25 protein-coding genes are annotated in these 26560 nt (G+C 75.0%); 14 read left to right on the plus strand and 11 right to left on the minus strand.

Annotated elements, in window-relative coordinates; genetic code table 11:
• Positions 1-128: 128 nt before the first annotated feature.
• On the minus strand, positions 129-803 hold the full coding sequence (locus tag ACFWIC_RS08580) for a Tat pathway signal sequence domain protein (protein WP_355409010.1): 675 nt from the start codon (positions 801-803) through the stop codon (positions 129-131).
• A 486-nt stretch (positions 804-1289) separates the two neighbouring features.
• Between ACFWIC_RS08580 and ACFWIC_RS08585 the strand changes: the two genes are divergently transcribed.
• The 3 genes from ACFWIC_RS08585 (at position 1290) to ACFWIC_RS08595 (ending at position 3463) form a co-directional block, all read left to right on the plus strand.
• A complete protein-coding gene (locus ACFWIC_RS08585; protein WP_380517022.1) occupies positions 1290-2126 on the plus strand; it encodes a TetR/AcrR family transcriptional regulator in 837 nt (278 codons plus the stop codon).
• Between the two features lie 135 nt (positions 2127-2261).
• Complete coding sequence (locus ACFWIC_RS08590) at positions 2262-2918, plus strand: DUF6230 family protein (RefSeq protein WP_329880864.1); 657 nt, start codon at positions 2262-2264, stop codon at positions 2916-2918.
• Positions 2919-2920: 2 nt separating this feature from the next.
• Positions 2921-3463: a DUF6114 domain-containing protein gene (locus tag ACFWIC_RS08595; protein WP_380517025.1), complete on the plus strand. Its 543-nt coding sequence runs from the start codon at positions 2921-2923 to the stop codon at positions 3461-3463.
• A 159-nt stretch (positions 3464-3622) separates the two neighbouring features.
• Here ACFWIC_RS08595 and ACFWIC_RS08600 read toward each other — a convergent pair whose 3' ends face one another.
• A complete protein-coding gene (locus ACFWIC_RS08600; protein WP_380517028.1) occupies positions 3623-4750 on the minus strand; it encodes an NAD(P)-dependent alcohol dehydrogenase in 1128 nt (375 codons plus the stop codon).
• A gap of 127 nt (positions 4751-4877) precedes the next feature.
• On the opposite strand from ACFWIC_RS08600, the gene ACFWIC_RS08605 reads away from it, so the two are divergent.
• Complete coding sequence (locus ACFWIC_RS08605) at positions 4878-5825, plus strand: helix-turn-helix domain-containing protein (protein ID WP_380517031.1); 948 nt, start codon at positions 4878-4880, stop codon at positions 5823-5825.
• A 402-nt stretch (positions 5826-6227) separates the two neighbouring features.
• A complete protein-coding gene (locus tag ACFWIC_RS08610) occupies positions 6228-7553 on the plus strand; it encodes a globin domain-containing protein (RefSeq protein ID WP_380517034.1) in 1326 nt (441 codons plus the stop codon).
• Between the two features lie 148 nt (positions 7554-7701).
• On the opposite strand, the gene ACFWIC_RS08615 is transcribed toward ACFWIC_RS08610, so the two are convergent.
• Both ACFWIC_RS08615 and ACFWIC_RS08620 read right to left on the minus strand, forming a co-directional pair.
• Positions 7702-9135 carry a selenium-binding protein SBP56-related protein gene (locus ACFWIC_RS08615; protein WP_329880856.1) on the minus strand — a complete coding sequence of 478 codons (1434 nt, stop codon included), beginning with the start codon at positions 9133-9135 and terminating at the stop codon, positions 7702-7704.
• 360 nt (positions 9136-9495) lie between these two features.
• The gene (locus tag ACFWIC_RS08620) at positions 9496-10455 is read right to left on the minus strand and encodes an alpha/beta hydrolase (protein WP_380359038.1); all 960 of its coding nucleotides are present in this window, start codon (positions 10453-10455) and stop codon (positions 9496-9498) included.
• Between the two features lie 111 nt (positions 10456-10566).
• Here ACFWIC_RS08620 and ACFWIC_RS08625 point away from each other — a divergent pair, with 111 nt between their 5' ends.
• The 4 genes from ACFWIC_RS08625 (at position 10567) to ACFWIC_RS08640 (ending at position 14659) form a co-directional block, all read left to right on the plus strand.
• Positions 10567-11451, plus strand: a complete 885-nt coding sequence (locus ACFWIC_RS08625) for a spermidine synthase (protein ID WP_380359041.1) — start codon at positions 10567-10569, stop codon at positions 11449-11451.
• Positions 11452-11592: 141 nt separating this feature from the next.
• Entirely contained in the window at positions 11593-12429 is an 837-nt protein-coding gene (locus ACFWIC_RS08630) for a class I SAM-dependent methyltransferase (RefSeq protein WP_380517037.1), read from the plus strand.
• A 319-nt stretch (positions 12430-12748) separates the two neighbouring features.
• Positions 12749-13558: a DedA family protein gene (locus tag ACFWIC_RS08635; protein WP_380517039.1), complete on the plus strand. Its 810-nt coding sequence runs from the start codon at positions 12749-12751 to the stop codon at positions 13556-13558.
• A 201-nt stretch (positions 13559-13759) separates the two neighbouring features.
• Positions 13760-14659 (plus strand): Gfo/Idh/MocA family protein, encoded by a 900-nt coding sequence (locus tag ACFWIC_RS08640; RefSeq protein ID WP_380517078.1) that lies wholly within the window; start codon positions 13760-13762, stop codon positions 14657-14659.
• Between the two features lie 70 nt (positions 14660-14729).
• Here the strand turns inward: ACFWIC_RS08640 and ACFWIC_RS08645 are convergent, their stop codons facing one another.
• Both ACFWIC_RS08645 and ACFWIC_RS08650 read right to left on the minus strand, forming a co-directional pair.
• A complete protein-coding gene (locus ACFWIC_RS08645; RefSeq protein WP_380363286.1) occupies positions 14730-15245 on the minus strand; it encodes a hypothetical protein in 516 nt (171 codons plus the stop codon).
• A 63-nt stretch (positions 15246-15308) separates the two neighbouring features.
• The gene (locus tag ACFWIC_RS08650) at positions 15309-16397 is read right to left on the minus strand and encodes a hypothetical protein (RefSeq protein ID WP_329880851.1); all 1089 of its coding nucleotides are present in this window, start codon (positions 16395-16397) and stop codon (positions 15309-15311) included.
• Positions 16398-16556: 159 nt separating this feature from the next.
• Between ACFWIC_RS08650 and ACFWIC_RS08655 the strand changes: the two genes are divergently transcribed.
• The 3 genes from ACFWIC_RS08655 (at position 16557) to ACFWIC_RS08665 (ending at position 20327) form a co-directional block, all read left to right on the plus strand.
• On the plus strand, positions 16557-17597 hold the full coding sequence (locus tag ACFWIC_RS08655; RefSeq protein WP_380363282.1) for a phosphotransferase family protein: 1041 nt from the start codon (positions 16557-16559) through the stop codon (positions 17595-17597).
• Positions 17598-17600: 3 nt separating this feature from the next.
• Positions 17601-18812: an acyl-CoA dehydrogenase family protein gene (locus ACFWIC_RS08660; RefSeq protein WP_380517044.1), complete on the plus strand. Its 1212-nt coding sequence runs from the start codon at positions 17601-17603 to the stop codon at positions 18810-18812.
• 219 nt (positions 18813-19031) lie between these two features.
• On the plus strand, positions 19032-20327 hold the full coding sequence (locus ACFWIC_RS08665) for an alpha/beta hydrolase family protein (RefSeq protein ID WP_380363279.1): 1296 nt from the start codon (positions 19032-19034) through the stop codon (positions 20325-20327).
• 115 nt (positions 20328-20442) lie between these two features.
• On the opposite strand, the gene ACFWIC_RS08670 is transcribed toward ACFWIC_RS08665, so the two are convergent.
• Positions 20443-20865 carry a winged helix-turn-helix transcriptional regulator gene (locus ACFWIC_RS08670; RefSeq protein WP_380517047.1) on the minus strand — a complete coding sequence of 141 codons (423 nt, stop codon included), beginning with the start codon at positions 20863-20865 and terminating at the stop codon, positions 20443-20445.
• A 126-nt stretch (positions 20866-20991) separates the two neighbouring features.
• Here ACFWIC_RS08670 and ACFWIC_RS08675 point away from each other — a divergent pair, with 126 nt between their 5' ends.
• Positions 20992-21882: an NAD(P)H-binding protein gene (locus ACFWIC_RS08675; RefSeq protein ID WP_380517050.1), complete on the plus strand. Its 891-nt coding sequence runs from the start codon at positions 20992-20994 to the stop codon at positions 21880-21882.
• Positions 21883-21948: 66 nt separating this feature from the next.
• Here the strand turns inward: ACFWIC_RS08675 and ACFWIC_RS08680 are convergent, their stop codons facing one another.
• From ACFWIC_RS08680 to ACFWIC_RS08690, 3 genes are all read right to left on the minus strand, one after another.
• Positions 21949-22926 (minus strand): NADPH:quinone oxidoreductase family protein, encoded by a 978-nt coding sequence (locus tag ACFWIC_RS08680; protein WP_380363274.1) that lies wholly within the window; start codon positions 22924-22926, stop codon positions 21949-21951.
• Positions 22923-23690, minus strand: coding sequence for an SDR family oxidoreductase (locus tag ACFWIC_RS08685; RefSeq protein WP_329948253.1), 768 nt, complete (start codon positions 23688-23690; stop codon positions 22923-22925). Before ACFWIC_RS08685 ends, ACFWIC_RS08680 begins: the two co-directional genes overlap by 4 nt.
• Before the next feature lie 77 nt (positions 23691-23767).
• Positions 23768-24526 carry an SDR family oxidoreductase gene (locus ACFWIC_RS08690; protein ID WP_329880843.1) on the minus strand — a complete coding sequence of 253 codons (759 nt, stop codon included), beginning with the start codon at positions 24524-24526 and terminating at the stop codon, positions 23768-23770.
• Between the two features lie 255 nt (positions 24527-24781).
• Here ACFWIC_RS08690 and ACFWIC_RS08695 point away from each other — a divergent pair, with 255 nt between their 5' ends.
• Positions 24782-25441 (plus strand): TetR/AcrR family transcriptional regulator, encoded by a 660-nt coding sequence (locus ACFWIC_RS08695; RefSeq protein ID WP_329880842.1) that lies wholly within the window; start codon positions 24782-24784, stop codon positions 25439-25441.
• Positions 25442-25447: 6 nt separating this feature from the next.
• On the opposite strand, the gene ACFWIC_RS08700 is transcribed toward ACFWIC_RS08695, so the two are convergent.
• Positions 25448-26302 carry a methyltransferase domain-containing protein gene (locus ACFWIC_RS08700; protein ID WP_329880840.1) on the minus strand — a complete coding sequence of 285 codons (855 nt, stop codon included), beginning with the start codon at positions 26300-26302 and terminating at the stop codon, positions 25448-25450.
• Positions 26303-26560 lie beyond the last annotated feature (258 nt).

Genomic DNA, 26560 nt, shown 5'->3' on the forward strand with positions numbered 1-26560 from the left:
GGGCCCCACCGGCCCCCGCTCCACGCCACCCACCGGGGTCTACTCGCGGGTGTCCCCCCGCCCCCGGGGGGGCGCGCCCGGCGCCCCCCCACGCCGCGCGCAGGTGCCGAGGGCCCTGCCGGGGGCGATCAGTTGATGTAGATGTGCGGGTTGCCGGGCACGGAGCTGTCGGTCACCGGCCCGTAGGTCGCGCTGAAGTACCCGGTCGCGAAACAGGTGCTCGGGCCGGAGACCTTCGGGAACGCCTGGGAGCTGAAGCCGATGGTCTGGCCGACGTTGCTGGTGGTGCCGGCGATGCTGCCCGGCGCGCGGTAGACGCAGGTGATGGTGCCGAGGACGGTCTTCAGCACCACCGTGGTCTGCAGCGGCCCGGCCGCGGTCGGGCTGAGGCTGACCGGGTTGCCGGCCGCGTCGCTGACCGAGTTGGTGTACGGCAGGTTGTTGACCGTGATGCTCTGCACGCTGGTCACGCCGATCACGTTGGCGGTGCAGGAGCCGAAGGTGTGGCTGTTGAGCTGCTCGGTGGCCACGCCCGGGGCGGCCGGGTTGCTGGTCACGGTCGCGGAGAACGACGAGGTGGCGCACTTGATGCCGCTCGTCCCGGTCGCGCTGGAGTAGAAGGTGGCGTAGCTGCCGGCCACCAGGTTGGCGGTGAGGACGTCGCCGACGGCGACGTTCGGACCGCCGGGGGCGGTGTGGGTGAGCACGGCGGGGCCGGCGGCCTGGGCGGGGGTGACGGTGCCGGCGGCCAGCACCGCGGCGGCGGCGAGGGCGGCGGTACCGAGGGTTCGGCGGATGCGCATGAGGGTGTGCCTCTCTCCTGGCGGAGTCGGGTGGGGGGGGGGAGCCCGTGAGGTCGCGTGGGGGTGGCGTGCGGCGGTGGCCGGCCGAGGAGCGACCGCGACGGGGTGGTACGGGTGGTGGGGCACCGCGGACGGTGACTCGGCGGGCCCGGCGCCACGGGCCCGCCCGTACGGCGAGGCAGGTCGAGGTACGTGGCGGCACGGCGCCGTGGTACGGCGGGGAGCCGGGCGGTACGTCGACGTACGTCGGGTACGGCGGCAGTACGGCGAGGAGGGTGCGGGTGGTGCGGATGGCGCGCGAAGGGTACGGGTGGTGCGTGGGCACGCCGGGTGCACGTCGGCGGCTGCCACCGCCGGGCATGCGTTCGCCATACTGGACAGTCGGAACGCGTGCGGGTCTCCGGCGGCCTGGCCGCAGATTGGAAACCCGTCAGTGTTGTAAACCGGACGTCGCGTCAATGTCAAGACAAAACACAGGAGTTGGCGATGAAACCGGAGTCAGCTACTCGTCGTGGGGACGTACTCCTGCCCGGCGCGCGCACCGGCCGGGACCCGGCCCGATCGATCAAACGCGGTCCGAGCCGGCTGCCGCCCGACGTGGTCGCCGCCACCCAGCGGGAGCGGCTGCTCGACGGGTTGGTGCACACGGTGGCGCAACACGGCTACCAGCGAGCCACGGTGAGCGACATCTGCCGCGCGGCGGGGGTGACCAGACCGGTCTTCTACGAGCTGTTCACCGGCAAGGAGGACGCCTTCCTGGCCGCTCACCGGCACGGGACGGGGGTCGTGATCCGCCGGATGGCGGCGGCCTTCGCGGTGGCGCCGGACTGGTGCACCGGGATCCGCGAGGCGCTCCGGGCGATGCTCGAACTGCTGGCCGGGGTGCCGGCCTTCGCCACCATGGCGGTGATCGAACTGGACGCCGTGGGGCCGGCCGGGCGCCGCGAGCGGGACCAACTCCTCACCCGGTTCCGGGCCTTCTTCGCCGAGGTGCCGCAACTTCCCGACGGGGTGGCGGCGGAGGCGATGGTCGACGCGGTCGTCGGCGGCGTGTACAGCATGCTCCAGCGCTGCATCGACGCCGGGCGGACGGAGGAACTGCCGAGCCTGCTGCCGACGTTGAGCCTGTTCTGCCTGGCGCCGTTCCTCGGTCCGGAGGAGGCGGCGCGGCGCCTTGCGGCGGTTCCGGCGCCGCCGGAGCCCGGTGCGCCGGAGCCGTCGTCCCCGACCGGGTCGGGCCCGGTCGGGGGTGCCCCGGACCGGGTCCGAGCGGTCGATGATCCTTCGTGCACCCGTATTGACCCCTTGAATACCGGGCAGTAGCTTCCCAGTTACCCACTGCGGATCCGACGGCCCGCCCCGCTGCCGAGAGGCGGTCCACCCGGCCGGTCCGCAGAACGCTGTCCGCGCCAGGACAACGTGCCTGTGCCTGCCCGTCCACCGTTCGAGGGAGCACACATGGCCACGTCCGATGACGCAGCCCGCACCACCGAGACCACCGAGACCGCCGAGGCGCCCACCGGGTTCAGAGGACGGGTCCGGCTGAAGCGCACCGCGCTGATGGCCGTTCCCGCCGTCGCCGCCGGCGCCCTGTTGATGACCCTGACCGCGCAGGGCGTGCTCGCCGCCCAGTTCGCCATCTCCGGCATGCCGTTCACCGTCACGGCCGACAGCCTGGACGGCGTCGGCTTCGAGCAGTTCGGCAGCCTGGACCACATGATCGAGAACAGTCCCAACGAGGGGGACACCGGCGGGCAGGTGCTGGTCGCCGTCTCCGCGATCAAGGAAGCCTCGCTCACCAGGCTCTGCCAGAGCGTGGACCTGGGCGGCATCAACCTGCTGATCAAGGCCGGGGACGCCGGGACGCCCGTCACCGCCACCGACCTCACGACCGACTCCGACCTGCTCTCGGGCGACGCGGAGTTCAAGAACATCGAGATCGGCGGCGACGCGAGCACCTACACCAAGGCCGGCGTCAAGGGCCTGCCGGGCGTCTTCGGGCAGCAGGCCGACACCGTGAAGATCCGCAACCTGCGGCAGCACAACTACGCCACCACGGCCGGGGCCTTCAAACTGCCCAACCTCCGGCTGACCTTCAGCTCGGAGGGCTGCTGACGGTGGCCGAGCCCGAACCCGCCGCAGGACCCGCACCCGGGAACGCCTCCGCCGGGCAGGACGGCCGGCCGAGCAGCGAGCAGGACGGCCGGCCGACCGCCGGGCAGGCCGTCGAGGAACGCCCCGCCCGGACCGGAGCCCGCCCCGGTCGGCGGGGCTGGCGGGGCCGACGGCCCTTCTGGGGCGGGCTGCTGGTCCTCCTGGGCGGCGCGGAGATCCTCTTCACCCTCCGGGCCCCGCTGCCCGTCGTCCTGCACATCGGGCTCCAGGGACTGGCCGGCTACCTCGTCCCGTCGGTGATGACGCTCTGCGGCCTGCTGATCCTCTTCAACCCGGCCCAGCGGCTGTTCTACTCGATCGTCGCCGTCCTGGCGTCGCTGGGCAGCTGGCTCACCTCCAACCTGGGCGGGTTCCTGATCGGCATGCTGCTCGGCGTGGTCGGCAGCTGCCTGACCTTCGGATGGCTGCCCGACCAGCCCCCGCGCCGCCGCCTGCTGCGCCGGGGCTCCGGCCGCCGCAAGGCGGCCCGCCCGGCCGGGGCGTGAGCCGGGCGGGCGCCGTACCTGCGCCCCGCCCCCGGTGATCGGAGAGCACCGGGGGCGGGGATCCGGGCGCCGACGGCGGCGCGTCCGTGCGCCGGACCGCGCCGTCGGACCGGGGCGGTCGGGCGGGGTGGGCGGGACGGTGACGGGGGACCGGGGAGGTCAGATCGTCGCGGTGTCGATCACGAAGCGGTACCGCACGTCACTCGCCAGCACCCGGTCGTACGCCTCGTTGATCTGCTCCGCCCGGATCAGCTCGATCTCCGCGCCGATGCCGTGCTCGGCGCAGAAGTCGAGCATCTCCTGCGTCTCCGGCAGGCCGCCGATCATCGAACCGGCCAGCGACCTGCGTCCGACGAGCAGCGCGTGCGCGTTGATCGAGACCGGCTTCTCCGGCGCCCCGACCTGGACCAGGGTGCCGTCGGTCCGCAGCAGCCCGAGGTAGCCGCTCAGATCGAGGTCGGCCGAGACGGTGTTGACGATCAGGTCGAAGGTGCCGGCCAGCTCGGTGAAGGTGGCCGGGTCGGAGGTGGCCCGGTAGTCGTGGGCGCCCAGCTTCAGCCCGTCCTCGCGCTTGCGCAGCGACTGGCTCAGCACGGTGACCTCCGCCCCCTTGGCACGGGCGATCTTCACCCCCAGGTGGCCGAGGCCGCCCAGACCGACGATCGCGACCTTGCGGCCGGGACCGGCGCCCCAGCGCGTCAACGGGGAGTACAGGGTGATGCCCGCGCAGAGCAGCGGCGCGGCGACGTCCAGCGGCAGCGCCCCGGGGATGCGCAGCGCGTAGTTCTCGTCGACCACCAGCTGCCTGGCGTAGCCGCCGTAGGTGGGCGCGCCGTCCCGGCCGACCGCGTTGTAGGTGAAGACCGCGCCGCTCCCACCGGTGCAGTACTGCTGGAGTCCGGCCCGGCAGCTGTCGCACTCCCGGCAGGAGTCGACGAAGCAGCCGACCCCGACCCGGTCGCCGACCGCCCAGCGGGTGACCTCCGGGCCCACCTCGCCGACCACGCCGGCGATCTCGTGGCCGGGGACCATGGGGAAGATCCCCGGGCCCCAGTCCTCGGAGACCTGGTGGATGTCCGAGTGGCAGATACCGGCGTAGGCGATGTCGATCAGGATGTCGTGGGCACCGAGCGCCCGGCGGGGGACGGTGGTCCGCTCCAGGGGGGCCTTCGGGGCCGGGGCGGCGTACGCGGCGACGGTGCTGCCGCCCGCCTCGGTGCGGGCGGCCTCGACGTCGCCGGCCTCGGCGTTCGTGTGGATGGTGTCCGTGACCGTGGTGTTCGTCATGCCTCAAGGCTCGGTCCGGCGGCCCGGGGTAGACAGACCAGTGCCTAACGTAGGCACGGCCTTCCTACCACCGGCAGTATCACCCTCCAGCACTCGCCGGGAGCCCGGTCGCACGCATACTGCAGACGTGGACCAGCGCACCGAACTCAGCGAATTCCTCCGGTCCCGGCGTGCCCGGCTCCAGCCGTCCGACGTCGGCCTGCCCGACTACGGCGGCCGGCGACGGGTCCCCGGGCTGCGCCGGGAGGAGCTGGCCCAGCTGGCGGGCGTGAGCACGGCGTACTACGTCCGGCTGGAGCAGGGCCACGGGGAGAACGTCTCGGCCGCCGTCCTGGACGCGATCGCCCGCGCCCTGCGGCTCTCCTCCGCCGAGCGCGAGCACCTGCGCCGCATCACCAAGCCCGCGCGCCGCCGCCCTGGTCGCGGCCGTTCCACCCGCCCACAGCAGATCCGCCCCGAGTTCCAGCAGCTGCTGGACGCGATGGAGAGCGTCCCGGCCTACGTGCTCGGGCGGCGCCTCGACGTGATCGCGTGGAACCCGCTCGGCAACGCGCTGGCGGGGGACTTCGCGGCGCTCCCGCCGGAGCACCGGAACATGGCCTGGCAGGTCTTCCTCGATCCGGCCGCCCGCGAGCTCTACCTGGACTGGGAGACCAAGGCCGCCGACGTGGTCGGCATTCTCCGGCTGGACGCGGGCCGGGACCCGGACGACCCGAGACTGACCTCGCTGATCGGCGAACTCTCCCTCAAGAGCGGCGAGTTCCGTCGTCTCTGGGCCGCGCACGACATCCGGGACAAGGGCCACGGCACCAAGGAGCTGCACCACCCGGTGGTGGGCCGGCTCACGCTGCGCTACGAGACGCTGCGCCCGGCGGAGGAGTCGGACCAGGTGCTCGTCGCCTATCACGCCGACCCGGGCTCGCCGTCGGCCGAGTCGCTCCGGCTGCTGGCCAGCTGGACCGCGACCGGGCCGGCACGGCCGTCCTCGCCGGCCGTCCGGCCGGACGGTGCGCCGCCGCCGGACGCCTCGCCGGTGCACGGGGACGCGGGACGGCCCCCGACCCCGCCGGTGTAGCTCCCCGGGGAGTCCGGCGGCCCTGCCGGCAGCGCCCGCCCGGCGTGGCGGGCGTCGCCGCCCCCGCGTCCGAACGTTGCCGGCGGCCGGGGCCCGTCGGGACGGCCGGTCCTCCCGGAAGCGTGCCGTCATGGCGGCACCCCGGTAGCCGCGCGGCCGTGGCCGTGGCCGTGGCGGCGATGGGTCGGGAGTCCTCTTTGTGGCGGGGTCGTTGGTCCGGTGGTCCCGGGAGGGCCGGGACCACCGGCCCTTTCCCGGTGGCGCGTCCTGCCGTCTACTGGACCGGGAGCCACCCCCGGGCCGCCGCCTGCCCGAAACCCGGTCGGGGCGGGTCCGTCGCCGGTCGACGGCATGAACGGGCCTGTCCTGTCATGTAACTGACGGGTAGTTAGGCTGCCGGTCATGGAGATCAGCAGCACCACCACCGAGTACGACCGCCTGATCGCGCGGCACCATGCCATGCGCCTTCGCCGGCGGATCCTCACGCCGGCGTCGTCCCCGCTGGACTCCTTCCCCGGCGCCCGTCCCGGCTCGCGCCCCGGCGGCGTCGGTCCCGGTGCCCTCGACGCCGGTGCGGGCGGGGCCCTCGACGCCGGGGACTTCGACGCCGCCGCCGACCAGCGGCTGATCATGGGCACCCTCGGCCTGGTCGCCCCGTTCGCCGACCTGATCGACCACCTCTACGCGTGCATGTTCCGCCGCCGCCCGTACCTCCGGGCGCTCTTCCCGGACTCGATGGAGTTCCAGCAGGTCCACCTGGAGCGGATGTTCGACTACCTGGTCGAGAACCTGCACCGGCCCGCCCAGCTGTCCGCCACGCTCGCCCAACTCGGCCGCGACCACCGGAAGCTCGGGGTCCGGCCGGTTCACTACCAGGCCTTCGAGGAGGCCCTCTGCGAGGCGATCCGGCACCGGGCCGGATCCCGGTGGAGCGCCGGACTGGAGGACGCCTGGGTGCGGATGCTGCGGTTCGCGGTCGAGGCGATGGTGGCCGGCGCCGAGTCGGCGCTCACCGAACCCCCGTACTGGCACGCGGTGGTGGTCGGCCACGAGCGCCGCCGACCCGACCTCGCCGTGCTGCGGGTCCGCACCGGCGAGCCCTACCCGTACCGGGCCGGCCAGTACGGGACGGTGGAGCACCCGCGGCTGCCGCACACCTGGCGGCAGTACTCGATGGGCTGTGCGCCGCGCGCCGACAACGAGTTGGAGTTCCACGTGCGCCGCACCGGCCCGGGCGGCGTCAGCGAGGCGCTGGTGGAGCACACGGCCGTCGGCGACCGGCTTCGGCTCGGGCCGCCGCGCGGCACGCTGATGCCGGACGACGACAGCCGGGACCTGCTGCTGGTGGCCGGCGGCACCGGACTCGCCCCGATGAAGGCGATCGTCGAGCAGCTGGTCGAGCACCGCCCGCGCGGTCGCCGGGTCCACCTCTTCGTCGGCGCCCGGGCCCGGGCCGATCTCTACGACTGGCCGTCGCTCGCCGAACTCGGCGGCCGTAAGCCCTGGTTGGAACTGGTGCCGGTGGCCGACGACGCGGCCGGCGGGCGACCGGGTGCCGGCCCGGGCCGCCGGCTCGCCGAGGCGGTCGGCCGGGCCGGCGACTGGTCCGAGCACCTGGTCTGCGTCAGCGGCCCGGCCGGCCTGGTGACCGAGGTCCGGACCAGGCTGGCCGCCGACGGCCTACCGGCGAGCCGGATCCACCACGACCCGGTGCTCGGCCGGGTCTGACCGCCGCCGACGGCCAGGGCGACCGGCGGCGGGCCCTTCGGCACCGCCGCCGGAGGGCCCGCCAACGGCCGCGACACCCCTGCTCGGGGACCGCGACCGGGACCGCAACCCCGACCGCGACCGCGACGGGGACCGCGACCGCCCGGGACTACCGGTAGCAGTACGAGTCCGAGGAGGCGTCCCCGCCCGCCAGGTGGGTCTGGTGCACGCGCAGCCCGCGGAACTCCTCGCCGTGCGGGAAGAAGCGCCGGTCCACGGTCAGCCCGCCCGCCTCCGGGTCGGCGTCCAGCTTGACGATCCACGGCTCGATCCCGTCGGGGTAGAACTGGTCGTCCCACGCCCCGTACAGCGAGTTGGTGACGTAGAGCCGCCGACCGTCCCGGCTGATCTCGACCATCTGCGGCGCCCCGCTCAGCGGTCGGCCGGGCTGGGCCGGGTGCGGCGTGCGGGCCGCGACCCCGCCGAGCCGCACCGAGGCCGTGAGCCGCGGGTGGAACGGGTCCGACACGTCGTACTGGAACAGCTCGCCGGTGCCCCAGGCCGAGACGTACAGCCAGCGGTCGTCGACCGACAGGTTGATGTCCGTGATCAGCGGCGGCACCGCGCCGAACGGCTGGAGGGCCGGCGGCAGGTCCTCGGCCTTGGCCTCCTCGGCGGGTATCTCGATCACCTTCCGCGCCGTGAACGCCTCGCCCTGCCGGTACCAGAGCCAGACCGACGCGGAGAGGTCCTCCACGTTGGTGACCACCCCGGCGAACCCCCACTCCGCCTGCGGATCGTGCGCCGGGCGCAGCTCCAGCACCATCTGGTACTGGTCGCCGAGGTCGATCCGCTGAAGGTGCCGGCCCGAGTCGAGCTCCCAGAAGTGCAGCGCGTGCCCGTACTTGCGACCCAGCAGCAGCTCCGGGACGACGCCGTCCTCGACCATCCACGGGGTGCCCCACTCGCTGGTGACACCCACGTTGGTCCCGAGGTGCCACCACACGTCGTAGGCGAAGTTCTGCGGTCCGCGCTCGGTTTCCCAGGGGCGCAGCACCTCGAAGGTGGTGTGGTCGAGCAGCGCCACCCCGCCGGGCCCGTCCGCGCCCTCCGCCGCACCGAGGCAGGAGAGGAACACGCCGTCCGGTCCGCAGTGCAGCGTGTGCGGCCGCGAGTAGCCCGCTCTCTTCGCGAGCTCCTCCGCCTCGACGGTCTTCACCAGCCGTGGCCGCACCGGATCCGGTCGGGTGTCCAGCACGTGCAGCTTCGACGACCGCAGCCCGGGCAGCAGCAGGTACCGCCGCTCCGGGTTGTCGTGGCAGGCGTGCGCGAGCGCGCTGGAGCAGGCGTTCCACCCGAAGTGGTGCAGCTCGTCACCGACCCCCGGCATGGCGGTGAAGTTGAGGACCCGCCCGTAGCTCGGCGACTCCGGGTCGGCGTCGACGGTGATCAGCGCGTCCGGCTGCTGCGCCGACCGGTCGAACCCGGCGACGTACGCGAGCTTCTCCGGCGGCGCGGCGATCGCCTCGGCGGGCGTGCGGTAGAGGGAGGGGTCGCTGTGTCCGTCCTGGTGGTCGTCGTGCGGGCCGTGTCCGTGCGGCATGCTGGCTCCTCAACTCGCCTTCTCGGCAAGGGAAGTGACAGGGGCCCGGGTAGCCTTCCACAGATTCACGGGCGCACAGCAGGCGCACGGGGGAGCGGGCGGGGGGTATTCCCGTGGCACGGGCTCCGCCATCCGGACGGTCGCGGTCCGCCCGGCCGCCGCCCGCCGGTGCGGCCGGCCTCACGGTCGGCCCCGCGGCCGGGGCCGCGGGGGCCGCGCCCGCGCAGACGACTCCGCCGGCACCCGAGCGGGTGCCGGCGGAGGGGGAGACACGGAGGCGAACGGGTCACGCGTCCTCGGGCCGCGGGCCGTCGGAGCACGGGGGCCGGTGCAGCGCGAGGGCCGGTGTGCGGCGAGGGATCAGTGCACGGCGAGGGGGAAGTAGGCGTCGAGCCAGCGGTCGAGTTCGGCGAAGACCTGGGTGCGGGCCTTCTCGCCGGAGAGGACGAGGTCGTGCATGCCGCCCTCGATGCGCACGATGGTGACGTGGCGGCCCAGGTGGGGCCCGGCGGCGGCGATGTCGTCGGCGCGCAGGATGGCGTCCGCGTGGTGGAGGGCGTTGTGCCAGCGGGTGGTGGAGATCGAGGCGGTGGAGGCCATCAGCAGGATCGGGACCTCGACGCCGAGGCCGCGCCGCACCTCGCGGTGGCCGCGCTGGACGGCGGCGAGCCAGCCGGCGAACAGCGGGACGCCCTCCGCCGGCTTGAGACGCAGGTCGAAGTCCCACGCGCCGCGGTGGTCCTGGTGCAGGCTGTGCACGTAGTGCGGGTTGAGGGCCGACGGCAGCACGCGGGTCGGGGCGAAGCGGCCGAGGGCGTCCAGGGCGGGGGCGCCGAGGGTGCGGACGGCGGGGGCGGCCGGCATGGAGAGGAAAGGGCTGTTGAGGAAGAGCGCGTCGACCAGCCCGCGCCCGGCGCGGCGGCCGGCCCAGAGGGCGGCGATCAGGCCGCCGGTGGAGTGGCCGTTGATCAGCAGCCGGGTGTGCCCGTCCAGCTGCCGGACGACCCGGACCGCCTCGTCGAGCTCCTCGTCGTAGGCGGCGAGGTCGCGGACGAAGTTCGGGGACTGGTGCGGTCGCAGCGAACGGCCGTACTTGCGCAGGTCGAGCGCGTAGAAGGAGAAGCCGGCGGCGGCGTAGTGGTCGGCCAGGTGGGTCTGGAACCAGTAGTCGTTGTAGCCGTGGATGTAGAGGACGGCCCGGTCCGAACCGGGGACCAGCCGCCGGACGAGCGTGGCGGAGACCTCGCCCTCCTCGTCCGGGCGGAGCGGCAGTTCGACCGCCTCGTAGGGGGCACCCAGGATGTCTTCGCGGAACTCCATGTCCAGTCGCACCCAATCTCTGCTCGGTATCGCTGCCTCGGGAACCCTGACGATACCGGCCGGTAGCCTCGGGCGTGACGGCGACTCGGGCGAGCCGCCTATGCTGCCGTCATGCCCGAGATGCCCGACACGCCCAGACCGTCCGTGGACGACGACCCCGTACCGGTCGTGCGGCGGACGGACCTCGGGCAGGCCAAGCTGCTGCCCGACATCGACCACGACGGCGGCTGGCTGCTCACCCTGGACGACACCCCGCAGTCCTACGTCGACCTCGGGGACCCGACCCACCTGGAGTTCGAGTACACGCAGCGGTTCGGCCACCTGGTCGACGCGCTCGCCCCGGCCGGGCAGCCGCTGGACGCGCTCCACCTGGGCGGTGGCGCGCTGACCGTCCCCCGCTACCTGGCCGCCACCCGTCCGGGCTCCCGCCAGCGGGTGGTGGAGGTCGACGGCCCGCTGCTCGCGCTGGTGGCGGAGCACCTTCCCTGGCACGGGCCGGGCGCCGACATCACGGCCGTGGTCGGTGACGCCCGGGCGGCGCTCGCGGAGGCCGCACCCGGCTCGCTGGACCTCGTCGTCGCCGACGTCTTCCACGGTTCGCGGACGCCCGCGCACCTGACCTCGGTGGAGTTCCTCCGGCTGGCGTCGGCCGCGTTGCGCCCCGGCGGCTGCTACGCCGCCAACCTCGCGGACGGTCCGCCGCTCGCCTTCGCCCGCGCGCAGGCGGCGACGGTGCGGGCCGTCTTCCCGGAGGCCTGCCTGATCGCGGAGCCGCCGGTGCTGCGCGGGCGGCGGTACGGCAACATCCTGCTCGTCGGCTCGACCGGTCCGCTGCCGGTCGCCGACCTGGTCCGGCGGCTGGCCGGCGACATCTTCCCGGCCCGGCTGACCGACGGCGCCGACCTCGCGGCCTTCGTCGCCCGGACGGAGCCGGTGACGGACGCCACCGCCACCGACTCCCCGCCCCCGCCGGAAGGGGCGTTCAGCGTCGGCTGACCGGGCGCGCGTCCCGGGCACGGTGCGCACGGTCGCGCGGGGCGGCGCGCCGGGGCTTCGCGCGCTCTGTTCACGCCCCCGGCAGTGTCAGAATCGGCGGGTCCGTCCCGGGGTCCGAGGATGCAGAGGAACGACCGAGTGATGAACAGCATGGAACGGCCGGATCTGACGGCGGTCCCCGAGACGGCACTGTGGACGCTCTACCAGCGCTCCGTCGAGGCGCGCAGGCCGGACACGGTGCTGCACGACCCGAAGGCGGTCGAGCTGGTGGACCGGATCGACTACCCGTTCGCCGAGCGCTTCGGAACCAGCGGCGTCCAGGCCCAGCTGCAGGCGCTGCGGGCGGCCTGCTTCGACCGCGAGGTGGCGGACTTCCTGGCCCGGGAGCCGCGCGGCACCGTGGTCTGCCTGGGGGAGGGCCTGGAGACCCAGTACTGGCGGGTCGACAACGGCCGTGCCCGGTGGATCGGGGTGGACCTGCCCGAGTCGGTCGCCCTGCGGGAGCAACTGCTGCCGCCCGGGCCGCGCCGGCGCTCCGTGGCCGCCGACGTCACCGACCTCGGCTGGGCCGAGGAGGTGGACCGGAGCCGGGCGGTGCTGATCACCGCGCAGGGTCTGCTGATGTACCTGCGGCCGGCCCAGGTGCGGGCCCTGATCGCGGGCTGTGCCGAGCGGTTCCCGGGCGGTTCGCTGGTCCTGGACGCGGTACCGCGCTGGTTCGGCCGGCTCACCCTGAGCGGCAGGGTGCGGACCCGGGGCTACGAGGCGCCCCCGATGCCGTGGGCGATGGACGCGGGCGAGCGGGCCAAGCTGCGCAGCGCCGGTCCTGCGGTGGCCGCGGTGCGGGACGTCCGGCCGACCGGTGGACGCGGACTCGTCGGCGCCCTGCTCCCGCTCGCCCTCGCCGTTCCCCCGCTGGCGGACCGCCGCCCCTCGGTCACCGTCGTGGACTTCGCGGACCGCCCCGCGCAGCCGTAGCCGACCGGGCCGTGGGGCCGGGGCCCCCGGCCGGTGCCGGGTCGGGGGCGGCTGCACGGGGCCGGCGAGGGTCCCCGGGCGGAGGCGCGGTGGAGGCGCGGTGGGCGGCCCGGTTCCCGGGGACGCCGGAACCGCCGCAGGCCGCCACGCGTCGTAACCAGGGGTGATCGGCCAGGGGGACGGGCCGCCCGGCACGTTAGGCTGCCTTCTCGGGGAGCGGCCTGGTGCCGCCATTCGGACGACGTCGAGACCGGCGCGCGGGCTGCGGATACCTGACCGGGCCTGCCGTGGGTCTCGTCCTGCCACGGAGGTACTGGCCTTGCTGCACATCGACGCCTGGATCGAGGGCGTGCCACCGGGCGCGGTGTATGCCCTTGTAGGTCTGATCATCGGACTGGAGTCGCTGGGCATTCCGCTCCCCGGCGAGATCGCCCTGGTGTCCTCGGCGCTGCTGGCCGCGCGCGGCGTGGTCAGCCCGGTCTGGGTGGCGGTCTTCGCGATCCTCGGTGCGATCATCGGCGACTCGATCGGCTACTCGATCGGACGCAAGGGCGGCAAGCCGCTCTTCGAGAAGCTGGGGCGACGGTTCCCCAAGCACTTCGGCCCGGACCACCTGGCCAGCGCCGAGCGCTCGTTCCAGAAGTGGGGCATGTGGGCCGTCTTCTTCGGCCGCTTCATCGCCCTGCTGCGCATCTTCGCCGGGCCGCTCGCCGGCGCGCTCAAGATGCCGTACTGGAAGTTCCTGATCGCCAACGTCCTCGGCGGCATCGTCTGGGCCGGCGGGACGACCCTGCTCGTCTACCAGGTCGGCAAGGTCGCCGAGCAGTGGCTGTCGAAGTTCTCCTGGATCGGCCTGCTCCTGGCCGCCCTCGGCGGCGCCTTCTCGGCCTGGCTGATGAAGCGCCGCGCCGCCAAGTCGGCCCGGGCCCGTGAGGCGGAGGACGCGGCGGCGGAGGCGGCCTCGGCCGCCGAGGCCCCGATCGGAGCACCGTCGGCGACTGCCGCCGCCACCACGGCCACCACCACCACGGCCACCACCACGGTCACTGCCGCCGCCACGGCGACGGCGACCGCACCGGGTGCCGGCGCGCAGACCGCCGCAGCACCCGCCGGGCCCGTCGCGGACTGACCCGCCGGCCAGGGCCGCCGTCGCCCCGGGGGAGCGACGGCGGCCTTCGTGCGACCGGGGCGCGGTACCCACCGGGCACGGACCCGACCGGGCGGCGGAGTACGGTCGAGCACCATGGCGGTACGGCACAGCACGGCAGCACACGAGATCGACATCGACGCACGACCGAACACCCGCGCACGACCGAGGAGCGAGACCACCATGCGGATCGGACTGCTGGGCACCGGCCCCTGGGCGGAGCGGGTGCACGCACCCGTCCTGGCGGAGCACCCCGCCTTCGAGTTCGCGGGAGTCTGGGGCCGCCGCCCCGAGGCCGCCGCAGCGCTCGGCGCGCAGCACGGCGTCCCCGGCCACGCCGACCTCGACCGGCTGCTCGCCGAGGTCGACGCCGTCTCCATCGCACTGCCGCCGACCGTCCAGGCGGACCTCGCCGTACGGGCCGCCGAGGCGGGCTGCCACCTGCTGCTCGACAAGCCCGTCGCGCTGACCGTCCCCGACGCCCGCCGGGTGGTCGAGGCGACCGGACGCAACGGCGTCGCCTCGGTGGTGTTCTTCACCGTCCGCTTCGGCGGCGACCAGATCCCGTGGATCGAGGCGCAGGCCGCCGCCGGCGGCTGGTTCACCGGCCGCTCCGACTGGCTCGGCTCGGTCTTCGCCCCGGACTCCACCAGCCCGTACGCGGCCTCCGCCTGGCGCAAGGACAAGGGCGCGCTCTGGGACGTCGGCCCGCACGCCCTCTCCGTGCTGCTCCCGATCCTCGGCGACGTCACCTCCCTGACGGCCGTGGCCGGACCGCTGGACACCGTCCACCTCGTGCTGCGCCACGTCGGCGGCGCGTCCAGCACCCTGGCGCTCAGCCTCACCGTCCCCGTGGCGGGCGGCGGCACCGGGATGGAGCTGCGCGGCGAGGCCGGCACCGTCCACCTGCCCGAACGCGGCGAGGGCCCGATCGCGGCCCTGCACCGCGCCCTCGACGCGCTCGACGAGTCCGTCCGCACCGGTGAGCCGCACCCCTGCTCCGCCGCCTTCGGCCTGCGGACCGTGCAGATCCTCGCCGCCGCCGAACGCTCCCTCGCCGCGGGCACCACGGTCGCCGTCTGACCACTGGTCCCGGATCCCTCCCGCCGCCGCGTGCGCCGGACCCGCAGCAGCGGTCCGGCGCACGCGGCGTTCAGCTCGGGGCGCCGGGATCCGGGTGGGTTCGGATCGGGTTCGCCGGGTGCCGCGCGTTCCAGGCGCCGACGATCGCCGCCCGCTGGTCGTCGAGGCTCACGACGTCCCCGGGCGGGGCCGGGGCGAAGACGTCGACGGTCTCCGGGGGCCCGACCCGGCCCTCCGGGTGGAGGACGTACGCCTCCCGGCCATTGCAGAACTGGAGCAGTTGCCCGGACGGGTGGACGTTCGGGCGGGCCCCCTGGCAGCACAGCAGCCGGCCTTCCCGTTCCAGCAGGCGCCGGGCCCGGGTGAGGCAGTCGCGGTAGTCGGCCCCGCCGAACTCGGTGAGCGAGTCGCCGTCGAGGAGGGCGATGCGCGCGACGGACGGGGCGCCGAGGTGGACGGTGACCGGCCGGAGCAGACCGCCCGCGTCCACGGTCCGGAGCTCGACCGTCTCGGCCCACCCCGGACGGGAGTCGCCGTCGTCACGGCTCCGGTTCTGCGCGGACCGGCTGTTCGCACCGCTGCTCATGTCGCCATGATCGCCGAAGCAGCCGGTCCGGGGAAGGGCGGACGCCCCGTCGCGGCCGGGGCGTCAGATGACGTCCGGGCGGCGGTCGGTGGGGCGGGCCGGAGGCACGGTCGGCGCCCGGAAGTCGCGGGGGCCGGTCCAGAGGGCGGGGACGGCGTCGCTGCGGCGGGCGAGCTCGTGGGCGAGGTGCTCGTAGTTGACCCGCCAGCCGCGGAAGTGCGGCCAGGCCTCGGCGGCGGGCCGTTCGTGCGGGAACCCGGCGGCGGCGATCAGGGCGACGGCGGCGTCGAACTCGGTGTAGCCGAGGCGGATCGGCGCCTCGGGGGACGGGTCGGGGTCGAAGTCGACGCGCAGCGAGCGGCCGATGTCGCGCAGCGCGGTGAAGCCGGCCCGCAGGACGAGGCGGGCCTCGGGCGGGGCGGTGCGCGGGGCGATCGCGAGGTGGAGGGCGGCGGCGTCCATGACGGCGGTCAGGCCGACCACCCAGCTGCGCTCGGGCTGCGGGGAGCGGAACGAGATGAGAACGGGGTAGTTGGAGTGGCTCTCGCCGAGGTCGGCGGCGAGCCGTTCCCAGTCGCGGTACAGCTGGGGGAGGGCGGTCTCGGTGTCGACCAGCGCCTGCCGGGCGAGCAGTTCGGGACCCCAGGCGGGTTCGCCGGCCCGGGACTGCAGGAGCGTCACCTCCAGTTCGCGGCGGTTGTAGGCGGCGTAGAGGGTGGGGAGGTACGCGATCTGCAGGGCGATCACGAGGGGGCCGCTGGCGGCGGCGAGGAAGTCGATGACGGAGAGGTGGAGCCGGTCGCCGCTGGCGAAGCCGAGGGTCAGCAGGCTGGAGCCGGCCTCGCGGAAGGAGACCGACCAGTCCAGTCGCGAGGTGCCGTGCAGTATCAGCGTGTAGGCGGTCAGCATGGCGCCGAGCCAGACCCCCAGCATGCCGAGCAGCATCAGCGGGGCCAGCCAGGTCTGCGCCCGGTCCTGCGCCCGGTAGGTGCCGAACGGGGCGGCGGTCAGCCGCAGGACGGACCGCAGTGCCCGCCACAGGCCGTGCACCAGGGAGGAGTACAGGCCGCGCGGCACGACCAGCGTGCGCAGGATGCTGCCGATGGTGAGCAGCAGGAGCAGCACGCCGGCCACGGTGTGGATCAACCTCATGGGCACATTGTGGCGGGCGGGTGGGATTGACAGGTGAACGCGGTCGGCTGAATGCTAAGCAAGCGCTTAGTCAGTGGATCGCCAACAGGCCAACAGGCCGACCGACCAAGGAGCCGACGGGCCGCCAAGGGCCGCCGACGGCCGACGAGGAGAGAGCCCGTGCCGGAGAACCACCCCGCCGATCCGCCCGGGCTCGACCTGGGCCGGCTCCGCGCCCACCTCGACCGGGTGCTTCCGGGCACGGTGAACGGCCCGCTGCGGGCCGAGCTGATCGAGGGCGGCCGTTCCAACCTCACCTACCGGCTCACCGACGGCCGCTCCCGCTGGGTGCTGCGCAGGCCGCCGCTCGGGCACGTCCTCGCCACCGCGCACGACATGGGCCGTGAGCACCGGGTGATGACTGCCCTGCACGGCACCGGCGTGCCGGTGCCCGCCACGCTCCACCTCGACCCCGGTACGGAGGTGCTCGGCGCGCCCTGGTACCTGATGGCGTACGTGCCCGGCACCGCGCACCGGGACGCCGCGCCGCTCGCGGCACTCGGCGAGGGGCGCGTCCACGCCATCGGCCTGTCGCTGGTGGAGACCCTCGCCGCGCTGCACCGGATCGATCCGGCGGAGGCCGGGCTCGCCGACTTCGGGCGCCCGGAGGGCTACCTGGAGCGGCAACTGCGCCGCTGGTCCACCCAGCTGGACGCCTCGCGCAGCCGTGACCTGCCCGGCATCGACCGGCTGCACGAGCTGCTCGTCGCCCGCCGGCCGGTCTCGCCGGCCCCGGCGCTGGTCCACGGGGACTACCGGCTCGACAACGTGCTGATCGACGACGGGGACCGGATCGCGGCCGTCCTGGACTGGGAGATGTCCACCCTCGGCGACCCGCTCACGGACGTCGGCCTGCTGGTGATGTACACCCAGCTCGCCGGTGCCGGCGGTGGCCTGATCCCCGGCGCCGCCACCGCCCCGGGCTTCCCGCACGCCGGTGACCTGGCCGCCCGGTACGCCGGGGCGACCGGACGGGACGCCGCCGACCTCGACTGGTACGTCGCCTTCGCCTCGTACAAGCTCGCCGTCGTCGCGGAGGGCATCCACTACCGGTTCCGGCAGGGCAGCACCCTCGGGGCCGGGTTCGAGCGGGCCGGCACCATGGCGCCCGTCCTCGTCGAGCACGGCCTCGCCACTCTCGAAGCACCCCAGGAGCGCTGAACGATGGACTTCGCCCACGATGACCGGACCCTCGAACTCGTCGACCGGCTGACGGAGTTCATGGACCGCCAGGTGTACCCGGCCGAGTCCGTGCTGGCCGCCCAGCTGGCCGACCCGGACCGTCCCGCCTGGGCGGTGCCCCCGGTCGTCGCCGGCCTGCGGGCGGAGGCCAGGAAGCAGGGCCTGTGGAACCTCTTCCTCCCCGGCGAGCACGGCGCCGGCCTCACCAACCTCCAGTACGCCCCGCTCGCCGAGATCACCGGGCGCAGCCCCCAGCTGGCCCCGCCCGCCCTCAACTGCGCCGCGCCCGACACCGGGAACATGGAACTGCTGGCCCAGTTCGGCACCGCCGAGCAGCGCGAGCGGTGGCTCGAACCGCTGCTCGACGCCGAGATCCGCTCCGCCTTCGCGATGACCGAGCCCGACGTCGCCTCCTCCGACGCCGCCAACATCGCCACCCGGATCGAACGCGACGGCGACGACTACGTGGTCAACGGCCGCAAGTGGTACATCAGCGGAGCGATGAACCCCGAGTGCCGGATCCTCGTCGTGATGGGCAGGACCGACCCGGAGGCCGAACCGCACCGCAGGCAGAGCATGATCCTCGTGCCCCGGGACACCCCGGGCGTGACCGTCCGGCGCGGCATGACCGTCTTCGGCTACGACGACGCCGAGCACGGCGGGCACGCCGAGATCGACTTCGAGGACGTCCGGGTCCCCGTCGGCAACCTGATCGGGGAGGAGGGCTCCGGCTTCGCGATCGCCCAGGCGAGGCTCGGGCCCGGCCGGATCCACCACTGCATGCGGGCGATCGGCACCGCCGAGCGCGCCGTCGAGCTGATGTGCCGCCGCACCCTGGACCGGGTGGCCTTCGGTCGTCCGCTCGCCGAGCAGGGCGTGATCCAGGACTGGATCGCGGAGTCCCGGGTCCGGATCGAGCAGTTGAGGCTGCTGGTGCTCAAGACCGCCTGGCTGATGGACACCGTCGGCAACCGCGGCGCGCACACCGAGATCCAGGCCATCAAGATCGCCACGCCGCGCACCGTCGAGTGGATCCTGGACAAGGCCGTCCAGGCGCACGGCGCGGCCGGGGTCGGCCAGGACACCCCGCTCGCGCAGCTGTGGGCCGGCAACCGCACCCTCCGTCTGGCGGACGGGCCGGACGAGGTGCACAAGCGCTCGCTGGCCCGGCGGGAGCTGAAGCGGTACCGGTGAGCCCCGGCCGGAGGAGCGGGCGCAGGCACGCACCGGTGCCCGGCTGCGCCGTCCGGGTGCCGTGCGCCGCGCGTCCGCGCAGGTCATCGGATGTCATACCCGGGTAGCACCCGGCGGGTTGGCTCCGCGGTATGACGCCCCCCGCACCGCCCGGCCCGTACTGTCGCGGTACGGGCCGGCCGGTCGGCGGCGGTCCCACGGAACGGGGAGCGGGGAGACATGCGCAAGCGGGGACACGGAGGGGGCGTGCGGACGGGGATCGCCGCCGTACTGGTGGCCGCGACGGCGACGGCCGTCCTGGGCACGGGGGCGGTGGCCGCGGCGGCGGCGCCGTCCGCCGCGGAACGCCAGGCACGGGCCTGGCTGCCCCGGCCCGTCGGGCCGTACGCCGTCGGGACCACCTCGCTGCGACTCACCGACGCCGGGCGGCAGGACCCGTGGCAGCCGGACCGCGCCCGCGAGCTGATGATCAGCCTCTGGTACCCGGCCACCCGTCCGGTGTCCGGGAACGAGCAGCCGGCCCGCTACATGGTGCCGCGTGCGGCCGAGCACTTCGGGGGTACGGGCGGCGCGTCCGTCTTCAACTACGGTACGGAGCCCGGCCGCACCGACTGGTCGGGGGTCCGCACGCACGCCCGGCAGGACGCGCCCGCGTTGCCCGGAGCCGGCCCGCGCCCGGTGGTGCTGTACTCGGCCGGGCTCGGCGACCCCCGGACGTGGGGCACCGGTCTGGTCGAGGACCTCGCCTCGCGCGGCTACGTCGTCGTCACCGTCGACCACACCTACGAAGCCTCCGAAGTGGCCTTCCCCGGGGGCGCCCTGGCCACCTCGGTGCTCCCGGCGATGGTGGGCCGACCCGGTCTGGACATCGGCGCGCTGCTCCGCAAGGCCCTGCAGACGCGGGTCGACGACACCCGCTTCGTCCTGGACGAGCTGGGCGCGCTGCGGACCGACGGGCGGCTGCCGGCGGCCCTCGCGGGCTCGCTGGACCTGGGCCGGGTGGGCATGGTCGGCCACTCGGCCGGAGGGTTCACCGCGGCCCAGAGCATGCACGACGACCCGCGGATCAAGGCCGGCGTGAACATGGACGGTCAGCTGCACTTCCCCGGCCCGGACGGGACGGGGGTGCACCTGAGCAGCGTGGCCGAGAACGGCCTCGACCGCCCGTTCCTGCTGATGGGCACGGGCAGCCCGGACTCCGGCGACTACCGGAACCAGCCCGGCTGGGCCTCGTTCTGGCAGCACACCCGGGGCTGGAAGGCCGACGTCACCCTGACCGGATCCCGGCACGGCTCCTACACCGACGCCCAGTCCCTGCTGCCCCAGCTCGCCCGGCAGGGCGCCGTCTCCGCGGAGGCCCTGCGCGGCGACGTGGGCGAGGTCCGCCCCGACCGCGCGGTGCTCGCCACCCGGTCCTACGTCGCCTCGTTCCTCGACCGCTGGCTGCGCGGGCACGACGACCACCTGCTGGACGGGCCGTCGCCGAGGTTCCCGGAGATGGAGTACGCGCGCTGACCCTCCGCGCGTACCGCGGCCGGGCGGGCCGAGGGGCGGGCCGGGCGGGGCGACCGCCGTCCGGCCTCGTGCGCCGTTCCGGTCCCGTCCGGCCTCGCGCGGTGCTCCCGGCGGGCTACCGGATGTCCGAGTCCGGGTTGGCGGCGTCCCAGTCCTGCCGTGACGCGAGGATCGAGTCGTGGTGGTCGTAGGACCAGTCCACCATGGCGCGGACCAGGTGGGTCAGGCTGTGGCCGACGGGCGTCAGCTCGTAGTCCACCTGCGGGGGGACGGCCGGGTGGACCGTCCTCGACACCAGGCCGTCCCGTTCCAACCGGCGGACCGTCAGCGTCAGCATCCGCTGCGAGATCCCCGGAACGGCGCGCTGGAGTTCGCGGAACCGCCGTACGCCCTGGGCGAGTTCGACGACCACCAGGACGGACCACTTGTCGCCGAGCCGGTCCAGCAGACCGCGGATGCCGCAGTCCACGCCGTCCTCGCACCAGACCACCGGACGGGCGGTGGCCGGGGTGGTTATGCCGGTGTGCCCTACTGACATGCAAGTGCCTCCTTACGCCGAACGCCCAGGTTATCGAGGATGGACGCAGTGCAGGGCGCGGCGGGGACCGCCGGCCCGGGGCGGACCGTCGGCGTCCGCCGACCGCTTCTCGATCACGGAGGAACCATGCTTCTCGTCACCGGTGTCAACGGCGGTCTGGGCGCCCTGGTACTGGAGCGGCTGGCCCGGCTGTCGGCCGGTGGGCCGGACAACGGCCCGGGCGGTGTGGTGGCCGGGACCCGGAACCCGGAGCGGGTGACCGTGCCGGGCGTCCCGGTCCGGGCCGTGGACTTCGACCGGCCGGAGACCCTGGACGAGGCCTTCGCCGGCGTGCGGACGCTGCTGCTGATCTCGGCCGGCTACGGGGAGGACGACGTGGTGATCGCCCGCCACCGGGCGGCCGTCGAGGCGGCCGAGCGGGCCGGGGTCGAGCACGTCGTGTACACCAGCCTCTCCGGTGACGGCGACCACCTCGCCTACGCGCTGGCCCACCGCTGGACCGAGCGCCGGCTGCGCGCGTCGGCGACGCTGCGCTGGACGATCCTGCGCAACGGCCTCTACGCCGAGTTGCTGGGCGCCCTGGCCGCTCCGGACCGGCACGGTGTGATCACCGCACCGCTCGGCGACGGACGGCTGGCGGCGGTCGCACGGGAGGACCTGGCCGAGGTGGCCGTGACGGTGGCGCTGGCGCCGGCCCGGCACGCGGGGCGGGTCTACGAACTGGTCGGCGAGGAGGCGGTGGGCGGCGCGGACGTCGCGGCGGCGCTGAGCCGGGCCGGGGAACGGCCGGTCGAGTACCGGCCCGGGTCCCTCGCCGAACTGCGGGCGGCCGTCGTGGCCTCCGGTGCGGAGTCCTTCCAGGTGCCGATGACGGCCGGCACGTACTCGGCCGTCGCGCACGGCTTCCTCGCAGGGCCGGGCGGGCCGGGGGACCTCGCGGCGCTGCTCGGCCGCCGCCCCCGTCCGGTCCTGGAGGTGATCGCCGCCGGCGCGGCGGGCCGGGGCGCCGACGGCTGAGCCGGTCGGCGGGGCGCCGACGGGCGGTGACGGCCGGGGCGGCGGAGTCCCGGCCGCCCCGCGCCGTCAGGGCAGCACCACCAGCCGTCCGGTGGTGGTGCCGTCGGCGACCCGCTGGACGGCGTCGGCCGCCTCCGTGAGCGGCAGGCGGGCGGTGACCACGGGGCGGACCACGCCCCCGGCGGCGAGTGCGGTGAGCTCCTCGTGGGCGGTGCGGACCGCCTGCGGGTCACGGGTGGCGTAGAGGCCCCAGTGCAGGCCGAGGACGGTGTAGTTCTTCACGAGCACATGGCTGAGCGGGGGCTCCGGGATCCGCCCGGAGGCGAAGCCGACCACCACGATCCGGCCCTCGAACGCGACGCACCGGGTGGAGCCGGTGTACGCCTCGCCGCCGACCGGGTCGAAGACGACGTCGGCGCCCCGGCCGTCGGTGGCCTCCCTGACGGCCGCGACGAAGTCCGTGGCCGTCCGGTCCACCACCAGGTCGGCGCCCGACTCCCGGGCGGCGGCGGCCTTTCCGGGCCCGCCGACCACCGCGATCACCCGCGCGCCGGCCGCCCGGCCGAGCTGGACGGCGGCGCTGCCGACCCCGCCGGCCGCGGCGTGCACCAGCAGCGTCTCGCCGGGGCGCAGCGCCGCCCGGCGGTGGAGGGCGAACCAGGCGGTCTGGTGGCCGATGTGCAGCGCGGCGGCCTCGGCGTCGTCCAGCGCCGCGGGAGCGGGGAAGGCGGCGGTCGCGTCCAGCAGGGCGTACTCGGCGAAGGCGCCGTGCGGCAGCAACGGGGTGCCGATGACCCGGTCGCCCGGACGCCACGGTCCGTCGGCGCCGACGACCTCGCCGCACAGTTCCACGCCGGGTGTGAACGGCAGCGGCGGGCGCACCTGGTACTGGCCGCGTGCCATCAGCGCGTCCGGGAAGTTGACGGCGGCGGCCCGGACCCGGACCAGCAGCTGTCCCGGTCCGGGGACCGGCCGCGGGACGCCCCCGGCGAGTCGCAGCACCTCACGCGGTTCGCCCAACTCCCTGACCTGCCAAGCCCTCACAGTGCTCCGCTCCTCTCCAGTCCCTGTTGCAGCCGGTTCATCCCGGCCAGCCAGCGGTCCGGGTCGCCCGCCCGGACGGCGGTGTACTCCGCGACCTCGGGGTGCGGCAGGACGAGGAAGCGGTCGGCCGCCAGCCCGTCCAGCAGCGCCTCGGCGACGTCGTCGGCGTCCAGTGCGGTGGGTGCGAGCAGGGCCGCGCCGACCGGGCCGGTGCCGTCCAGCATCGCGGTGCGCACGCCCTGCGGGCAGAGCGCGTGCACCCGGAGGCCGCGGTGCCGGTAGGTGGCGGCCAGCCATTCGGCGAAGGCGAGGGCGCCGTGCTTGGAGACGGCGTACGGGGCCGAGCCCAGCATGGTGAGCAGCCCGGCGGCCGAGACGGTGGCGACGAAGCGCCCGGTGCCGCGCTCCAGCCAGCGGGGGAGGAGGAGCTCGGCGGCCCGGACGTGGGCCAGCACGTTGACCTCCCACGCGGCGGCCCACGCGGCGGGCGGTGCGTCGGCGCCGCCGGTCGGGGCGACGCCCGCGTTGGCGCACCAGACGTCGATCTCGGCACCGTGCTCGGCAAGCGCCGTCCGGGCGGCGCCGACGAGGGCGGCCAGCCCCTCGGCGGAGGCGGCGTCGCCGGGGACGGCGGTGCCTGCGCAGTCGGCGGCGACCGCGCGGGCGGCCCCGGCGTCGAGGTCGTTGACCACGACGTGGGCGCCGGCGGCGGCGAAGGCACGGGCCACGGCGGCGCCGATGCCCCGCCCGGCGCCGGTGACCACCACGCCCTGGCCGGCGTACGGGGGCGCGGCGGCGTGCGGCGAGGGGTCGGCGGCCGGGTGCCGGCCCGGGTCCGGGCTCACAGGCCGCCGCCGAGCGTGACGCCGCCGTCCACGACGAGCGTCTGGCCGGTGATCCAGGCCGCGTCCGGGGAGAGCAGGAAGGCGACGGCGCCCGCGACGTCCTCCGGGACCCCGAGCCGGCCCAGCGGGTAGGCGGCGGCGACCTCGTCCTCGCGGCCCTCGTACAGGGCCTCGGCGAACCTGGTCTTGACGACGGCCGGCGCGACCGCGTTGACCCGGATGCCCTGCTCGCCGAGTTCGGCGGCGAGTTCGGCGGTGAGCCGGATCAGCGCGGCCTTGGAGACGCCGTACATGCCGATGCCGAGGGAGGCGCGGATGCCGGCCACGGAGGCGACGTTGACCACCGAGCCGCCGTGCTCGCCCATCCAGGCGGCGTGCGCGCGGCGGGTCCAGGCGAGCGGGGCCAGCACGTTGACGGCGAGGATCTTGGCGGCGGCGGCCTCGTCGGTGGCCAGCACCGGGCCGTGGACCGGGTTGATGCCGGTGTTGTTGACCAGGCAGTCGAGCCTGCCGAAGACCTCCAGGGTGCGGGTGACGGCCTCCTCCTGGTGGGCCGGGTCGTCGGCCTTGCCGGGGACGCCGACGGCGACCTCGGGACCGCCCAGGTCGCGGACCGCCTCGGCGAGCGGTCCGGGGGTGCGGGCGGTCAGGCAGACCCGGGCCCCCCGGGCGACCAGCTCGCGTGCGATGCCGAGGCCGATGCCCCGGCTCGCTCCGGTGACGACGGCCACCTGGCCCTTGAAGGAGTGCACCACGGGGTCCTCTCGGCGGGGGTCGGCCCTGTGCGCGGCTCGGCACGGCCGTGACTAAGCGCTTGCTTAGCATGGTGTCGGCGGGTGACCCTGTCAACAGCCGTCGGGCCGGGGCGGGCCGCCGGTCCCGGGCCGCTCCGTCCGCCGGTCCCGGGCCGCCGGTCCGTCCCGCCCGAGCCGGCCCTCGTGGGCTCTCGTGGGCTCTCGCGGGCTCCTGCGGGGCGAATGTCCGTACGACCGATCTGCGAGGATGGCGCCATGACCAGCACGCCCATCGCCGAGCTCTGGCCCACGCTGCCCGGTGGCGCCGACACCCGCCCCGAGGCGGCGCACCGGCTGCTCCGGGCCGCCGTGGAGTCCTTCGCCGAGCGCGGCTTCCACGCGACCACGACCCGGGACATCGCCACCGGTGCCGGGATGAGCCCGGCCGCGCTGTACATCCACTACCCGTCCAAGGCCGCGCTGCTGGCTGAGATCAGCCGGGTCGGCCACGCCGCCACCCTCGCGCTGGTCCGGACGGCGGTGGCCGGCGAGGGTGACCCGGTGACGCGGATGCGGCGGCTGGTCGAGGAGTTCACCGCCTGGCACGCCCGGGCCCGGACGGTCGGCCGGGTGGTCAACTACGAGCTGCACGCGCTCCCCGAGGACGCCTACGCGGTGGTCGCGGCGCTCCGCCTGGACATCGAGCGCGAGGTCACCCGGCTGATCGAGGCGGGCCTGGCGGCGGGCGTCTTCGAGGTCGGCGAGGTGCGGACGGCCGCCCGCGCGGTCACCTCGCTGGGCATCGACGTGTCCCGCTGGTACACCGACCGAAGCAGTGAGACGCCCGAGGAACTGGGCCGCCGGTACGGTGAGTTGGTGCTCAGGATGCTGGGCGCGCAGCTGCCGGGGGCCGGTCCGTCGACGCCGGGGCCGTGAACCGGCTCACGGCTTGACGGCGGTGTGCACCAGCCAGGCGATGTGGTCCCGGAGCGCGTACATCTCCACCGTCGACCGCAGCGCCAGCCACTGTTCGGTCGCCCCGAACCGCCGGAGCACCGCGTACGGGATCCGGAAGTAGGCGTACAGCGCCTCCGTGGTGGGCCGGTAGTAGGAGCTGGCGTCCAGCTCCTCCTCGATCCGGAAGCCGGCGTCGGTGATCAGCCCGCCGAGCGAGCGGGTGTCGTAGCGCTTCGCGCCCACCATCGTCATCGCGTCCAGGTACGGCTCCAGTAACGCCCGCTTGTCCGCCGGGACTTCCGCCGCGGGAAATCCGACGGGGCCGAGCAGGACCAGCCGCCCGCCCGGGCGCAGCAGCCGGTGGAACTCCGCCAGCGCGCGGGCCGGGTCGTAGGAGTGGCAGAGCGTCTCCATCGAGTAGATGCCGTCGAACGAGCCGTCCGGGTAGTCGAGTTCGTGGAAGTCGCCCCAGCTGAACGTGGTGCGTTCCTCCAGCGCGGCCAGGGCGCTCAGCCGGCGTGCCTCGCGGACGTGGAAGTCCAGGACGTCCACGCCGGTGATCCGCAGGCCGAGGCGGGCGGCGAGCCGGCGCGCGACCACGCCGGAGCCGGCTCCGGCGTCCAGGACGCGCGAGCCGGGCGGCAGCGCGAGTTTGCGGCCCAGGACGGCCTCCAGCCGGCGCTGTGCCTGCCAGCAGCGCCACTTGGACTGGCCGGGTTCGGTCCAGCCCCAGTGCCGGGCGTTGCGGCAGACGAGCGCGTAGAAGAGCCGGTGGCCGGGCCGCCCGTAGACGCGTCGCAGGCCGGTGAGATCGAGTTCGCCGCCGATGTCGCTGACCATCGCTCCCGCCCGCCTTCCGCTGCTCGCTGCCCTTGCCGTCCCGGCCACGCTACCGACGGGTGGGGGCGGTCGCCGGTCCGGTGGGGCCGGACGGGCGACGGGCGCGAGGGGTGCGGGCGGTGGGAGTGCGGACGGCGGGAGCGCGGGCGGTAGGGGTGCGGAGGGTGGGCGACGGGCGGAGCGGGCACGGGGACCAAGGGCCGCCCGCGGTCCGCCGCCCCCGGTTGGAGCGGGGGCCGCGGGGGCCCGGGGAAGGGG

Origin of the sequence: Kitasatospora sp. NPDC127035, assembly GCF_042726075.1 — a bacterium.
In the GTDB taxonomy this organism is placed as follows: Bacteria; Actinomycetota; Actinomycetes; order Streptomycetales; family Streptomycetaceae; genus Kitasatospora.